10 protein-coding genes are annotated in these 16,156 nt (G+C 38.7%); 2 read left to right on the plus strand and 8 right to left on the minus strand.

The genetic code is table 11. The annotated features are described in order from the left end of the window. Positions 1-79: 79 nt before the first annotated feature. The gene (dnaE, locus tag AC1F25_RS06145) at positions 80-3,391 is read right to left on the minus strand and encodes a DNA polymerase III subunit alpha (RefSeq protein ID WP_479994333.1); all 3,312 of its coding nucleotides are present in this window, start codon (positions 3,389-3,391) and stop codon (positions 80-82) included. A 229-nt stretch (positions 3,392-3,620) separates the two neighbouring features. Between dnaE and AC1F25_RS06150 the strand changes: the two genes are divergently transcribed. Next, complete coding sequence (locus AC1F25_RS06150) at positions 3,621-3,806, plus strand: YjzD family protein (RefSeq protein ID WP_002290959.1); 186 nt, start codon at positions 3,621-3,623, stop codon at positions 3,804-3,806. Between the two features lie 60 nt (positions 3,807-3,866). Here the strand turns inward: AC1F25_RS06150 and AC1F25_RS06155 are convergent, their stop codons facing one another. Both AC1F25_RS06155 and AC1F25_RS06160 read right to left on the minus strand, forming a co-directional pair. After that, the gene (locus AC1F25_RS06155; RefSeq protein WP_002310392.1) at positions 3,867-5,063 is read right to left on the minus strand and encodes a multidrug efflux MFS transporter; all 1,197 of its coding nucleotides are present in this window, start codon (positions 5,061-5,063) and stop codon (positions 3,867-3,869) included. A gap of 168 nt (positions 5,064-5,231) precedes the next feature. Beyond that, on the minus strand, positions 5,232-6,668 hold the full coding sequence (locus AC1F25_RS06160; protein ID WP_002310391.1) for an NCS2 family permease: 1,437 nt from the start codon (positions 6,666-6,668) through the stop codon (positions 5,232-5,234). Between the two features lie 292 nt (positions 6,669-6,960). Here AC1F25_RS06160 and AC1F25_RS06165 point away from each other — a divergent pair, with 292 nt between their 5' ends. Then, a complete protein-coding gene (locus AC1F25_RS06165; protein WP_002314169.1) occupies positions 6,961-7,773 on the plus strand; it encodes a Cof-type HAD-IIB family hydrolase in 813 nt (270 codons plus the stop codon). A gap of 302 nt (positions 7,774-8,075) precedes the next feature. Here the strand turns inward: AC1F25_RS06165 and AC1F25_RS06170 are convergent, their stop codons facing one another. From AC1F25_RS06170 to AC1F25_RS06190, 5 genes are all read right to left on the minus strand, one after another. Beyond that, positions 8,076-10,229, minus strand: coding sequence for a peptidoglycan D,D-transpeptidase FtsI family protein (locus AC1F25_RS06170; protein WP_002334653.1), 2,154 nt, complete (start codon positions 10,227-10,229; stop codon positions 8,076-8,078). Positions 10,230-10,534: 305 nt separating this feature from the next. Continuing rightward, complete coding sequence (locus AC1F25_RS06175; RefSeq protein WP_002310387.1) at positions 10,535-11,383, minus strand: MurR/RpiR family transcriptional regulator; 849 nt, start codon at positions 11,381-11,383, stop codon at positions 10,535-10,537. A 222-nt stretch (positions 11,384-11,605) separates the two neighbouring features. Next, positions 11,606-13,549, minus strand: a complete 1,944-nt coding sequence (thrS, locus tag AC1F25_RS06180) for a threonine--tRNA ligase (protein WP_002290867.1) — start codon at positions 13,547-13,549, stop codon at positions 11,606-11,608. 335 nt (positions 13,550-13,884) lie between these two features. After that, positions 13,885-14,064: a 2-hydroxymuconate tautomerase gene (locus AC1F25_RS06185; RefSeq protein ID WP_002287649.1), complete on the minus strand. Its 180-nt coding sequence runs from the start codon at positions 14,062-14,064 to the stop codon at positions 13,885-13,887. A gap of 46 nt (positions 14,065-14,110) precedes the next feature. Then, entirely contained in the window at positions 14,111-15,934 is a 1,824-nt protein-coding gene (locus AC1F25_RS06190; RefSeq protein ID WP_002290865.1) for a heavy metal translocating P-type ATPase, read from the minus strand. Positions 15,935-16,156: the final 222 nt, after the last annotated feature.

Raw genomic sequence — 16,156 nt, forward strand, 5'->3', positions numbered from 1 at the left:
CATTATTTTTCTCGCTTGTCTTGATTTACGGATAAAAAAATGAAAAAAAATGAAAGCAAGTAGTATTTTTTACCGTAAGTTATTTGAAAACCACATTATCTTCGCCAAGTAGAGAAACAAGTTGTCCCTTTATACTCTTGCTGTCATCCACCCAATAAGCATCTGACAGAACAACTTTTCGTTGTGTTTTTTCGTGGTACATAATTACTGGAATATATCCTGGGTGTTTCTGAAAAATCCCTTGTAATTGTTTCATTATCTCAGGGTCTTCCCGTTCTTCTGTTATACGCAAATAGCACGTTTGTGAAGGATACTGTGTTTCTAACTGACGAGGATCAGCAAAGCTTTCTCCAATCAATTGTAGTTCCTGGTTATATTTGCTGATTTCGCTACGCCCTTGAACAAAAATCACTTGATCAACTGCAAACAGGTTACGATATTTTCGATAAAGAGTTGGAAAAACCGTGACAGAAATTTCTCCGCTACTATCGGTTCCTTCCACGAAGGCCATCAGTTCGCCTTTTTTTGTCCGAATCTCTCTAACTTCCTTTATCATCAATAGTAAATTGACTGGTTGATTAGGAACGATATCTGTAATCAGCTGAACCTGTTTAGCTAAACGAAGCCGGTCAAACCCTTCTGCAGGATGTCCTGACAAATAAACACCTAAGTATTCCTCTTCCAGCTTCAGTCGTTCTTCTAGTGTATAGTCAGCAACTTCTTCTTCTTTTAATGCCATGATTCCTAGCAAATCTAGACTGCCACCGCTGTAAACGATATTTTGGATTTTTCCTTCGAGATCAAGCATCAACTGTTTCCTGTTAGGAGATAATTCATCAAAAACACCTACTGCTGTCAGTGATTGCAGTAACTCTAATTTCAGCCACCGCTTATCGATCCGTATGAGGAATTGATCTACTGACTTGAACGGACCATTTTGTTTTCTTTCATTCAATACATCTTCTACAAAATCACGTCGGATGCCTTTTATCGCTGTCAGCCCGAATCTGATTTCTTCCTTATTGACCAACTCAAAACTATAATTGCTTTGATTGATGGATGGTGAAGAAAGTTTGAGTTTATTTTTACGTGCTTCTGCAATATATTCTTTCAATTTCGTTGTGTTATGCCGAACAGAATTCATTAGACTGGTAAAGAAAGCTCCTGGATGATGAGCCTTTAGATATGCCATTTGGAATCCCACGAAGGAATAAGCAAATGCATGCGACCGATTGAATCCATAGTTTGCAAATTTTTCAATATATTCATATACAGTCACTGCTGTTTTTTCCGAATATCCTTGTTGTAATGCTCCTGATACAAAATGCGACTTTTCTTCATCTAATACGTCTTTTTTCTTTTTACTAACTGCCCGCCTCAAAATATCTGACTGTCCTAATGTAAATCCAGCCATAGTCGAGGCAATCTGCATGATTTGTTCCTGATAGACAATCACCCCGTATGTGTTTTTCAAAATCGGGATCAGTGAATCATCGGGGTAGCGAATGGCTTCTTTTCCTTTTTTTCTGGCAATGAAAGTATCGATATTTTGCATAGGACCTGGACGATACAACGCATTGACTGCGGCAATATCTTCGATGTTTTCTGGTCCTAATCTTCGTAAAACGTTTCGAATACCAGCGGATTCAAATTGAAATACTCCTGAAGTTTCGCCTCGTTGAAACAAGAGTAGCGTTTTTGCATCATTTAATGGGATCTCTTTTAATCGGATTTCCTGCCCTTCTACTCGCTTAACAGCCTTTAAAGTAAAATCAATAATCGATAAGTTACGTAGTCCTAGAAAGTCCATTTTCAAAAGACCGATGGCTTCTACCTCATTCATCGTATACTGAGTCAGAAAAGCTTCATCAGAACCGCGTTGGAGCGGTACTAATTCAAGTAGATTCCTATCGCTGATAACTACCCCTGCTGCGTGAGTCGAAACGTGTCTTGGCAATCCTTCTAAAATCACTGCGGTTTTGAATAAAAGTTGGTTTTTTTCGCTTGCCTGAACTAATTCTACTAGTTGACGCGATGTTTTGTAAGCTTGGGTCAATGTGATTTTCAGTTGGTTTGGTATTGCTTTTGACCAGCGGTTTGCTTCACTTTGTGACAGACCAAACACTCTAGCTGCATCTCTAAGAACCATTTTTGCAGCCATTGTACCAAATGTCGCGATTTGCGCCATGTGATATTGTCCATACTTTTCTCGAACATAATTCAATACTTCCTCACGTCGGTTGTCAGGAATATCCAAATCAATATCCGGCATCGTAAAACGTTCAGGATTTAAAAATCGTTCGAATAGCAAGTCATACTCTAATGGATCCACATCTGTGATTTCTAACACATAGGCTACTAATGAACCAGCAGCAGAACCACGGCCTGCACCGGTAACGATTTTATTTCTATGAGCAAAAGCCATTACATCCCATACGATCAGGAAATAATCATCGAATCCCATTTGATGGATGACAGATAACTCATAGTCCAAACGTTCTCGGTACTCCTTTGTATAATCAACGATCCGATGTTCTACTTGCGAGTAGCATAGCTCTCTTAAATATTCTCCAGCTTGTTTTCCCTGAGGGACGGGATAATGCGGGAGTAATTTCTGATGAAACTGAAATTCAAATGAAATCGATTCAGCTAAGCGCTGAGCACCTATTACAGCTTGTGAAAGACCTGCTTCTTCGAATCGTTTGATCATTTCTTGTTCTGAAATCAGGTAACCATTTGCTGATGGTAAAGGTGCAGATAAACTTTCTAAAGGCATCTGACTTCCCTCTTTGATATGCTTCATCACTTCAAGCGCAAAAAGGTCTTCTTGCTGTAAACTAGCGATTGGATGCAATGCACAAAGCGGATAATTTTCTTTTGTCACATACTGATACCATTCAGGCAATTGATTAGGCGTGTTTTCTGACAAGCCGATATAAAAATCTTTAGTAAAAACATTTTCAAGTAAAAACTGCCAATGACTGAAAAAATGTTCCTCTTTATTGAAAGCCTCAGAAACAGAATGAGTTGCCGGAACGACAAACACTAGATGGTCGGTTTCTATCATATCATCAAGTGCCATTTTTTCTTGGATAATTTTTCGACTGGAAAGTTTCATCAGTTGCTGATAACCTGTCTCATCTTTTGCGTACGCAAGCAAACCATAATTTTTTTCTTCATAAGTATAACTAAGATGTAATCCAATGATTGGCTGTATTTCTTCTTCTACACAAATACGATAGAATTCAGGTGCACCGTATAAGACATCTTTATCCGTTATGGCTAATGAAGTGTAGCCTTGTTTTTTTGCTTCTTGTACATATTCTCGAATACGGATCGTACTTTGTAAAAGAGAATAAGAAGTAATTGTATAAAGTTGTGGGAAAAACATCTTGCATTCCGCCTTTTTTTTCGTTAAAATTCACTAGCGTTAAAAGGTATGATCCTTTTACTTTCATTAAATAACAAGTGCTGAAGTTAATTGTTCTGCTTCATTTGCTTGCTTCTAGTCTATAGAAATGAGTTCTTTCACAAGAACTCGAATTTTATTGAGATTTAGTCTCGTTTCTTTACATTCAAAGAAAATCTGGTAAAATTAAGATAGAAAAGAGGTGTTCTTTATGCGATATATCGTTACATTATTCTGGGCTGTCGTTCTAGGTCAAGTAGTCGGTTATATTGGTGCTGCATTAACAAGCGGAACATATGATTTTACTTTGACAACAATCATTTCATTAATTGCGGGTGTCATTATCCTTTTGATTGGTGCAGTTGCGCCAAGAAAAGAAACCTCTGCCCATTCGTAAAAAACCAGCCAAGAGCTTGAGATATCTCAAGCTCTTTTTTATTTCCAATTTTCACCACTATTATAATCTACTGCGAAGAACTTTACGAAAATTGAATAGAGAAAGAAGAATATTTGACAGGACGAATAAACTTGTCACAATAAAAACAGCACTGTAATTATAAGCATGCGCAACTGTCGACCCCAACATGGGTCCTAGAACCTGTCCAAAGTTACTGAACATCTGATTATAGCTATAGATTCGGCTAACCCCTTCTTGTGGCGTGATTTTACTGATCAGTGTATTGACAGAAGGCATCAAAGCACCAGTTGAAAAACCTAAAATAAAACGAAGTATACCTAATTGGAGTGGTGTCGTGACAAACGCCATGGGCAAATAACAGCAAAATGATAAGATGAGTCCGCCAATTAAAACTTTTTGATTCCCAATCTTATCCCCTAGTTTTCCTAGTTTTGGTGAAGAAAAGACTGCGGAAACACCAGCTATCGAAACAATCAAGCCGCTGACAAACAGGATATTTTCTGTATTTCCGCTCAATTCACGAATATATAAGGTCAAAATAGGGCTGATCGTAGTGATCCCTATCTGTAAAATCAAGGTCGTGATGAAGAGACCAATCAAAATAGAGAGATGATCCATTTTTGAAAAAATTTCTTTGGTGCTTATCAGATCTTTTTTCTCGATTGGATGGAAATCTTCTTTGACTAAGAAGATGGTCAACACCGTTGTGATCATCAACAAAGCCCCTGTGATCAAGAATACATTTTCCATACCAAACCACTGAGCCAATGCACCGCCCATAGAAGGTCCGATCAGATTTCCCGCAATCGCTCCGGTGGATAATGTTCCTAATGCCCATCCGCTCTTTTCTCTAGGCGCTTGTGAAGCAATCATTGCTGTTGCATTTGGAATATACCCAGACAAAATCCCGTTCCAAAAACGCATGATCAAAAGCCAATACGCGTTCGGCACAAAAGCTAAAGAACCCATCGTCAACGTCATCCCAGCTGCTGCACGGATCATCATGAGTTTTCGACCTTTTCGATCAGCTAGATTTCCCCAGATTGGTGCAACCACGGCAGATGCAAAAGCAGTAACAGAGATTGCTAGTCCCGAAAACAATTCGATTTGATCTTTTGGTGTTCCTAGTTGCTCAACATAAACTGGTATGAATGGCATAACTAAACTAATACTTGCACCAGTGAAAAAACAGCCAATCCATGCAATCACTAAATTTTTTCTCCAATTAATCTTCATCTATCATCCCTCTTTCGTCTCTTTTATCATACCTATTTTCGAATAAACAAGCAACGATCTCGCCAGTAAAAAGAGAAAAATCCCGCAAAGATTATTTTATATGTAACGTTCTTTTTATGTAAAAAAAAAGAGACCGGAAAAAATGCTGTTCCAATCCCTTCTCTTTATTTAAATCGTTGCTAGAATGATGAAGTTGATGATGAATAAAATATCAACAATCCACAAAGCAACAGAAACTTCATTGAATTTTCCTTTGATTACTTTGACAATTGTATAGAAAATAAATCCTGCTGCAATCCCATAAGAAATGCTATAGCACAATCCCATAAAGATCGATGCAAAGAAGGCTGGTAAAGCTTCTTCCATATCTAGCCATTTGATGTCTGCGAAAGAAGCCATCATCATTACTCCGACCAAAATCAGTGCTGGCGCAGTTGCTTGATTTGGTACAATGGCGATCAGCGGGGAGAACAGACTACTTAATGCGAATAGCACTGCCACTACTACTGAAGTCAAACCAGTACGTCCGCCGGCCCCGATTCCAGCTGCAGATTCGACATAAGTTGTTGTATTTGATGTACCAAAGATAGCACCTACGGAAGTAGCGATTGCATCGGCAAATAGCGCTTTATCCATTTTTGTTTTGAACCCGCGACCATCTTCCAATGCAATCTCGTCCTCTTTTGAGAAAATACCTGTGCGGCGTCCTGTACCGATAAATGTTCCGATTGTATCAAATGTATCAGATAAACTGAATGCGATGATCGTCATCAATACTTGAGGGATCTTGGAAGAATCACTGAATAAAGATTGCATTCCTTCAGAACCAAATGCTGCACCGAACGTTGTTCCTAATTCTTTAAATGAATTGCCTAACGAATTCGTTTGCCAATCAATGGAACTTAAATCAACAACACCCATAAAAATCCCAAGGACTGTGGTCGCTACGATACCGATAAGAATAGCACCACGGACGTTTTTTACAACTAAAATGGCTGTCAGTACCAAACCAATCACAGCTAACAAGATAGGTGCGTTGTCAAAGTTGGCTAACGCGGGAACGATTCCGCCATTTATCGTAACATTTGTTGCTTTTCCACCTTCAACGACAGAACTCGAAATAGCAGATTGGTCTGCTGAAAAAGATAAAAATCCTGCATTTTTGATCCCGACATACGCAACGAAAATACCGATCCCGCCACCAATCGCATGTTGAAGACTTTCAGGAATCGCCCGAATGATCATCTTTCGGATATTTGTAACAGTAATAAAAATATTGATTAATCCGCAAATAAAAACCATTGCCAAGGCTTGTTGCCAAGAATAGCCAAGCCCGAAAACGACCGTAAAAGTGAAAAATGCGTTCAATCCCATACCAGGTGCCTGAGCATATGGTACATTCGCGAACAATCCCATGACTAGCGTACCAATGATTGATGCAATGATTGTGGCTAGAAATACTGCTTGGAACGGCATACCTGATGCTGATAAAATCGTCGGATTTACGAATAAGATATAGCTCATGGCAAAGAATGTCGTTACTCCCGCCATTATTTCAGTTGATACATTTGTATTGTTTTTCTTTAAACCGAAAAACTTTTCCATAAAAAGTTCCACTCCCTGAATTTTTTTCTGATGGAAAACTATAATAATAAAAAATATGCAAAATATGGCAAATCCATCGAACAATTTCAAATTATATAGACGTTTCATTCGTTTTTCAACGTTTTTTTAACAAAAAAACCGAAAACAATACTTAATGTTCGTGTTTAACTCGTATTCATTTATTTACATAGCCATAACTGTATTTTTTGTTAGGAATAACTGATTCCTCTTGTTAATTAACTAAAATATGCTAGACTAAAACAAATGCTAGTTGAGGAAGGAAGGACCTTTATTGAATAAAAAATTAATTGCCATCGATCTGGACGGAACCACCCTCAATCAAGATTCGATGATTACCTCTAAAACAAAAGAAACCCTGAAAAAAGCAATCAATGCTGGTCATCATGTCAGTATCGCTACTGGACGCCCATTTCGAATGAGCCATCAATTTTACCAACAATTAGAGTTAACAACACCGATGGTTAATTTTAACGGCGCACTGGTGCATATCCCTAATCAACATTGGGATGGCGAAAGAGAAACATTGATTAATCGTGAAATTGCTTTTGAAATCTTATCGCAAAAAAAACAATTGAATTTAGACTTTATCGCTGCTGAAAATCGGGATACTTTTTTTATCGACAGCTTTGACTTCTTTGATGAAAAAATTTTTGCTTCTTCACGTCCTGGAGAAAAAAACTTGCTTTCTCCTAAAAATCTGACGACAAATCCTACATCTTTGCTTGTCCGAACAGACAAGCGTTTTGCAGAAGCTGTATCTGCTGAATTAACACGTCAATTTGGCAGTTATGTGGATGTTCGTACGTGGGGCGGTCCTACGGCGATCTTAGAGATTGTTTCAAAAGGAATACAAAAAGCAAAAGGTGTGCAAGAGATTGCTAACTACCTATCTATTGATCAACAAGACGTGATTGCTTTTGGTGATGAGCATAACGATTTGGAGCTGCTGGATTATGCAGGCTGGGGAGTGGCTATGGCTAATGGTACTGATCAGCTCAAAGGCATCGCAAATGATGTCACTCCTTTGAGCAATCAAGAAGACGGTTTAGCTGTTTATCTGGAAAAATTACTTAAACTACAATAGAGAATTAGATTCCACTAAAAAAGGTTGTGACAATTTTTGTCACAACCTTTTTTGCCGAGTAAACGGTGCTCAATCAGCTGTCCTTCGGTATTAGCTCAAAAACAGCAAAATATGAAAATCTATTTTCCCATTTTGTTTCTCTAATACTCAGATCAGGGTGCTGATTTCACACCCTCTTGATAAATAGTGTTCAAAAGCCAGTTTCTCGGTATGAAGTCAAATTTAAGCAAAAATATGAGAAGCTATTTTCACAAAATTTTTCTTCATACTCGAAACTAAGTGGCTTTTTCACGACCTCTTTTTTATTTTGCCATGAACATATCATAATACGCGTCCATTATTTCTTTAGCAATCGTCAAGTTCATGTGGTCTTGTTCATCTAATAAGTTCGGCAAGACCACACTGATTGCGATTTCCGGATTGTCTGTTGGTCCGTATGCCACGATATTACTATTGACTGTCGTAATATCTGGGTGACCTTCCGCAACCGTTTCTGCAGTTCCTGTTTTTGCAGAAAGGTCCATTTTCGCACTGGCTAATGGTTTAGCTGTTGTGTAAGGGTCGGTACCATGAACAACCTGATGGAATCCTTCACGGAGGATTGCCATATTTTCTGCAGATATATTGACCGTATTTTCTACTGTCGTGCCAATTTCTTTTTTCACTTCACCTAAATTCCCATTTTCGTCATTGCCATAGATTGCTTTGACTAGGTGAGGCTGTACTCGTTTCCCGCCATTAGCGACTGTTGAAGCATATTGAGCTAATTGGATCGGTGTATATGTGTCAAACTGTCCAAATGCCAAATCGGTAAAGTTACCAGGAGTATACCATTCTTTGCCATTATCCGCATTGAACTTCTTCATATACTCAACAGAGCGTGAAATCCCAGGAGATTCATTCGGCAAATCAATCCCAGTCGTTGTACCAAGACCAAATTCTTTGAAAGAGTCTCTCAATTGTTGATAAGCTTTAGCTTCTTCGTCTAAACTAGGTAGTCCCATTCCAGGAGTATAGTCTAGTCCTAGCATCTTTAATGCCACTTTGATCATATACGTATTGGAAGACAATTCCAATGCTTTGACTGCATCAAGAGCAACTTGTCCGTTTCGGTTAAAGACAGAGCTTTTTTCTGAAGCACCTTGTAGACGAATCGGTTCATCAATCAACACTTGATTCCCGCTGATCGCGTTACTTGCCCAACCTGCTGTCAAAGTACCAGCCTTGACTACAGACCCTGGAGCAAAGGCGCTAGTGATCGTACCCAAAGCATTCTCGGTGATTTCCTTGGAACCTTGCTCATGACTGAAACCAGTCATGGCTAACACTTCTCCTGTCTGAGGATTCATGGCTACTGCATAAGCACCAGGCGAGTACTGTGCTTTACCATTATTGATCAATGTTTGATAATTTCTTTTTAAGATTTCTTCTACTTTTGATTGGAATTCTGCATTCATCGATAACATTAAATTAGAACCTTTTTCCCCAGAGAAGATTTCTTTTTGATTCGAAACATTGCCTTCATTATCAAGAGAAACTTCATATTGGGTTTTAGTTCCTTGTAGGACATCTTCATATTGTTTTTCCAAATAACTTTGTCCCACACGATCATTTCGAGAATAACCTTTTGCTAAATACTTCTCTGCTTCATCTGCCGGAAGTCCTTGTTTTTCAGTCGTCACACTACCTAAAATACTTTTCAGTGAATCTGCTGCGTTATATTCGCGTGTCCAGTCTGTGCCTGTCGAAACTCCTGGAAGCTCAGAAGCACGTTCCGCCACAACAGCTAATTCTTGGTCAGTAACACCAGAGTTCTTGATATAGACCGTGTTTAATTCATATGCACTGTTCATCCGTTTAAAGATGGTAGCGATCTTTAATTGTTCCTCGTTTAAGTTGATCTCATCATCTGTTACTTTATTGACCATCGCGCTGTATTGTTCGCTGTTTCCTAATTGCTTTTCTTTTGCCGAAAGTCTTTTTGTGACTTCCTTCAAATGTTCCGGATCAGCCAGCCAAAAATCTTTTTTATCTCTATCTGTCAGATTTTCATCTGCCGGCACATCAATCAGCGAGTTCAGCTTCGTTGCGATTTCAAGTAGATCTTTAGCCGTCACTTGTGTGCCCCTCGTATAGGTGATTGCCTGATTCGCTTTATTTGTGACTAACGCTTTTCCTGTGGAATCGTAGATCATTCCACGAGGGGTACTTTCTTGGACTGTAATCGTAGAAGTAGATTTCACTCGCGCTTCCATCTCTTCACCATTCACGATCTGCAAATAGCCCAATCGAGCAATCAACGCAACAAATAACGTAAATATAATGAAAAAAAGAAAATTTAAGCGAAAAGGAACATGCGACCGGCGAAACGTTTTGTTTTTAGGCTCTTGTGCCCCTTTTCTTATTTTTTCTATCCAAGAAGTATTTACTATTTTTTTCATAAAATCTTTCATCATTTCCTATCCTTCCGCCTATTTACATTCATGCTTCATTGTACCCAAAAACTTCTTAATAAAAAAGAAAAAATGAGCGGAGCAAGAAATTCTTTACCTAATTTCAAGATAAAATCAACTTTTTGTTTCACAGCAAACCTCTGAAGTTGCATATCCAACTATTTTTTTCATTAAAAACTAAACTTATTTTTGAAAATTATGCTTTCTAAAGTCGTGAAACACTTTAATAGAACATTTCTTTGTGGAAAACTATAAGTTGTTATTCTAAAAAAACTTATATCAAAAATAGTAAGGTAAATTTAGTTTTTTTATTTTGAATCCATAAAATAGTCTTGAATTGCTTCTCTTGTTTTTTTCACTTTTTCACTAAGTGATTCGTTTTTAGCCATATAAAAATAAAAAATGATATCAATCGTAGCGAATTGGGCCAAAAGTGAATTGGTTGCCGCACTTCGATTGGTGATTTCTTTTGGTCTTGATGTTTGTACGAGTACATCGGCTATCTTGCTAAGTGGGTTATTTCCAAATTGCGTCAACGCAATGATCTCGATATTCATATTTTTTGCTAGCTCAGCTAATGCAACTACATCTGCGCTTCTCCCTGAGTTCGAAACAAGCCAAAGTACTTTCTTCTTCTCATTGCTGACAAGTTGTGGGAGCAAGACATGGATATCTTTTTCAAAAATGATGGGCTTACCGACACGAGACCATTTTTGCAGAATGTCTTCTACCACTAAAGAAGAGGCACCCACACCATATAAAAAAACAGACTCAGCCGTTTCCAAACATTCTACGACTTTTTGGATCGTTTCTTCTTCCAGAATATCTACTGTTTCTTTTATCGCTACTTGCGCATTGTTCCCAAGTTTGTTTTTGATAGAGTAAAAGGACTCATTTGCTTCGATATCGCTAAATCCTTCATCGATTCCAGTCTGTAATTCTGTTGAAATCGTGATTTTGAAGTCCGTCAAACTTTGAAACCCGATTTTTTTTGAAAAACGTACAACTGTCGGCGCACTCAAACCTGAAGCCTCCGCTAATTCATTAGCTGTCATTGTGGGGACCTTCTCAATATTTCCAATAATGTAGTTGGCCAACTTTTTTTCTGCTGAAGAATAATCTTCCATCATACTTTCAATACGACTAATTACGCTCATAAGTTCCTCCATCCTTTTAATAATCGTCTATGTAAGTATACCATATCAGTTCCTTGTTAACGGTCGTGTACTGGATAAAAAAACAAAAAAACAATCCGCACAATAGGATAGCTCATTCCATCAATCCCGCAAATTCTATTGTCCATCTGTGGGATTGTGGAATATCTGTTCTCTATTATTTGGATTGTTTTTTTATTTAGTGCTTTTTTATAGATGATTTATCTATTTGTTTTCTCTGCTGTAATTTTTGACTTCTGCTTCCATAGCATCAATAAAGATATTCAAATCTTCTACAGCTGTTTCTTTGCTTCCGTAACGACGTACATTCACTGTTGCATCTTCCAATTCTTTATCACCGACAACTAATTGGTAAGGAATTTTTTGTGTTTGAGAGGCACGAATCTTATAGCCCATTTTTTCATTGCGGTCATCGACTTCTACACGTAAACCTTTCATTTGCAAGCGTTCTTTGATTTCATAAGCATAATCGCCATGTGCATCAACAGAAACAGGGATGATTGTCGCTTGTATTGGTGCTAGCCATGTTGGAAAAGCGCCTTTGTATACTTCTGTCAAATAGGCGACAAAACGTTCCATCGTAGAAACGATTCCGCGGTGGATAACCACTGGACGATGCGTATTTTCTCCATCTTCTCCAACATATGTCAAATCAAAGCGTTCCGGCAATAAGAAGTCTAATTGTATAGTTGACAATGTTTCTTCTGTCCCAAGTGCTGTTTTGACTTGGACATCTAATTTTGGTCCGTAAAAGGCTGCTTCCCCTTCTGCTTCAAAGTAATCTAGCTCTAATTCATCCATAGCAGCTTTCAGCATTGCTTGGGCTTTTTCCCACATTGCATCATCATCAAAATATTTATCTGTATTGTTTGGATCGCGGTAGCTTAAGCGGAAACGATAATCTGTAATATTGAAGTCAGCATATACCGCGACCATCAATTCAAGCGTACGCTTAAATTCATCTTTGATTTGGTCAGGACGAACAAATGTATGACCATCGTTCAACGTCATTTCTCGTACACGTTGTAAACCTGACAAAGCACCTGATTTTTCATAACGGTGCATCATTCCTAATTCAGCGATACGAATTGGTAATTCACGGTAAGAATGGATGGCGTTTTTGTAGACCATCATGTGATGAGGGCAGTTCATTGGACGAAGAACAAGCATTTCGCCATCTCCCATATCCATTGGCGGGAACATGTCTTCTTGATAATGATCCCAGTGTCCAGATGTTTTGTACAACTCAACATCTCCCATGATCGGTGTATACACATGTTGGTAACCTAGACTAACTTCTTTGTCTACGATATAACGTTCGATCGTGCGTCGGATTGTTGCCCCTTTTGGAAGCCAGAATGGCAAACCAGAACCAACTTCTGGAGAAACCATAAACAAGTCAAGTTCTTTCCCTAGTTTACGATGATCTCTTTCTTTTGCTTCTTCACGCAGACGGATATATTCTTTCAAAGCTTTTTTATCAAAAAAGGCTGTTCCGTAAACTCGTTGCATCATTTGATTGTTTGAGTTTCCACGCCAGTAAGCACCTGCCACTGATAATAATTTGAATACTTGTATACGACCAGTAGACGGAACATGTGGTCCACGGCACAAATCGATGAATTCACCTTGTTGATAGGCAGTAATCACTTCTTCTTCTGGCAATTCACTAATCAGTTCTACTTTGTACGGGTCACTTGCAAAAATTTCTAATGCTTCTTGTTTCGAAAGAACACGGCGTTCGATTGGCAGATTTTCTTTGACGATTTTCATCATCTCTGCTTCGATTGCGGGAAGATCTTCTGCAGTTACTTGATTTTGTCCATTGTCTGTATCATAGTAAAACCCTGAATCAATAGCTGGCCCAACACCAAAGTGGATATTTGGATAGAGGCGGCGCATTGCTTGAGCCATCAAATGAGCTGCTGAATGTCGGACTAATCCAAGTGCATCTTCATGGTCTGGTGTGACGATCTCAATACTTGCATCTTCCTCGATTGGACGAGTCAAATCAATAAGTTTGCCGTTCACTTTACCAGCTAAAGCTTTTTTTGCTAAGCTTTTTGAAATACTTTCAGCGATGGCCAATGTTGTTGTACCAGCCTCAAATTCTTTGACTGCACCATCTGGAAAAGTAATTTTTATCATAATAGTTTCCTCCTTGAAATGTTTTGATTGATCAGATCATCAAGCTGAAAAACAAAAAATCCTAGCATCTCTTGAAAAGAGATACTAGGACGAAAAGTTCGTGGTTCCACCTAATGTTCAAACGCACATGCGTTCCTCAAACGTTGTAACGGTCCGACCGCCCTTGCTTCAACAAGGGTTTCGAAAGTGGTCATCCTTTGGTTTTCTCCTGGAAAAGTTTCAGCCTAGCTTTTCCTCTCTTATCGAAGACTCTCAAATTCAGTTGGTTTTCTCATCAATCAATTATGTGTTTATTTAACCACTAATAAATAGAAAAATCAAGTGTGAAACCAAACTTATTTTTTCCATTCCCCATTTACACCGTATGTTCCTTTTTTCATCTCGTTGATGATAACATGGATGTGTTCTTTTGGTGCTTGCGTGTTTTTATGAACAGCTTCCGTGATATCTTTCATCATATTTTCTAATTGTTCCGGACTGCGACCTTCTACTAATTCGACATGTACGAATGGCATAATGTTCTCTCCTCTTTCTGATCGTTCTTTTTTCATCTCGATTCTATCATACTATGTTTGTCTTGGGTACTGAATCCGGAAAAATGGCTGGGTCTTTTTTTGCTCTCAGCGCACTCAGGATAGAGACCGTATCCACGACTTCTTGCAAAACAGCCCCGAATAACGCAGGAACCAGACCCGTACTTGCTATTAACATCAAAAAAATACAAATAAAGATGCCAATCAGTACAGATTGTTTCGCTATTCTCATCGTATCTTTTGAGATCACTACTGCTTTTGCTACACGCAAAAGATCATCTTTCAAGATGACCGCATCTGCACTTTCACTAGCAGCTGTAGAACCATGAGCGCCCATTGCAATGCCGATATCTGCAGCAGCAAGTGCTGGTGCGTCATTCACACCGTCTCCTATCATCGCCACAGGTCGTTGATCTTTAGGGATACGTTCTAAAATGGTCAGTTTATCTTGAGGCAAGCAATGAGCATGTACAGAATCTAATTTGACTTCCTCTGCAATCGCTTGAGCAATGGCTGATCCATCTCCGGTAATCATCATCAAATTTTTCACACCAAGATTTCTTAGCTCTTTGATTGTCCTTGCTGCTTCTGAGCGAATCTGATCCGAAAATAGGATGGTTCCTGCAAAGGATTGATCAATGGCTACATAGATTGCTGTTTCAGAAGTCTCGATTTCTTCCACTGAAACAAAAGAAGCGCGTCCAATCTTTACGTCATGATTATTGACTACTGCTTGGATTCCTTGACCTGTCACTTCTTTCAGTTGACTAACAGGATACAGTTGGCTGTTTTTCACGTTGTTCACTAACGAACGAGCTAAGATATGGCTAGATTCCTGTTCTGCACTTGCTGCATACATAAGTAGCTCTTCTTTTTTCATTCCATTGACTGGTTGAATCGCCTCTACTTCTAATATTCCTTTGGTAAGCGTTCCTGTTTTATCAAAAGCAATCGTTTTTGTACGTGCGAGCTTTTCAATCGTTGTTCCAGTTTTAACAACAATCCCGTTTTTACTTGAACGGCTCATCCCAGCAACTAAAGCGATCGGCGCAGCTAAAATCAATGGACAAGGCGATGCTACGACCAATACTTCTGCAAAACGCAAAGGATCTTTTGAGAACCACCAAGAAATACCGCCAATCAAATATGCGATCAATGTAAAGGGAACCGCATAACGATCAGCTAAACGGACGAATCGGGCAGGTTTTTCTTTTGATTCTTCGACTAATTTAATGATCATTTGATATTGGCTATCTGCAGCGCGTTTTTCAGCAATCATTTGGATTGATCCGTCTCCATTTAAAGACCCAGACATGATCTGATCTCCAGGTTTCTTTGTTTCTGGACGAGACTCTCCTGTCAAAGAAGATTCATCGACTGATGATTCTCCTTTGATCACTCGACCATCAACTGGTACAAGCTCGCCAGGCTTGACTAGCAGCTGATCATCCACATTTATTTCATCAATTACTATATCCTGCCATCTTCCTTCTTTGAATCGATGGGCGATTCTTGGGGTGTTGTCTAATAAAGATTGCAATTCTTTACCTGCTCGTTTATTCGCGTAATCTTCTAGACTATCTCCACCTGTAAGCATGATCAATATCATCAAACTAGCCCAATATTCTTTGACGGCTAATGTTGCAAGGATTGCGGTAATCGCTAATATATCTACACCATATCTTCCTGAACGCAATGTTTTGATCATTTCCAAAAACATCAAGAAGGCGAGAATCCCTCCAGTAAATGCAACAATCATAAAAGCAAGTCCCGGCTGATGGAAAACAAATTCACTTAACAAAGCTACTCCGCCAATAAATAAAGTAAGTAAAAATTTTTTAAAATGTGTCATAGTTTCTTCTCCTCTTTTTTGTGACTTAGAGGTTAGTCATCTTCAATTGCCTCTCTTTCTCTTAAGCATAGTCCTTGCTTAACACTTTTTAAAACAATAGGCCTTAATTGAAAACAACTATCACTATCAGCGTTTCCAATAGTCGCCAGTCCGACAAACGAATCTATCGAGCAAAGAGGACTTTTTTCGATTCATCCGTTAAAAAGTACCTTTTTTCGAAAA

It is taken from the genome of Enterococcus sp. M-BR2, assembly GCF_056612775.1.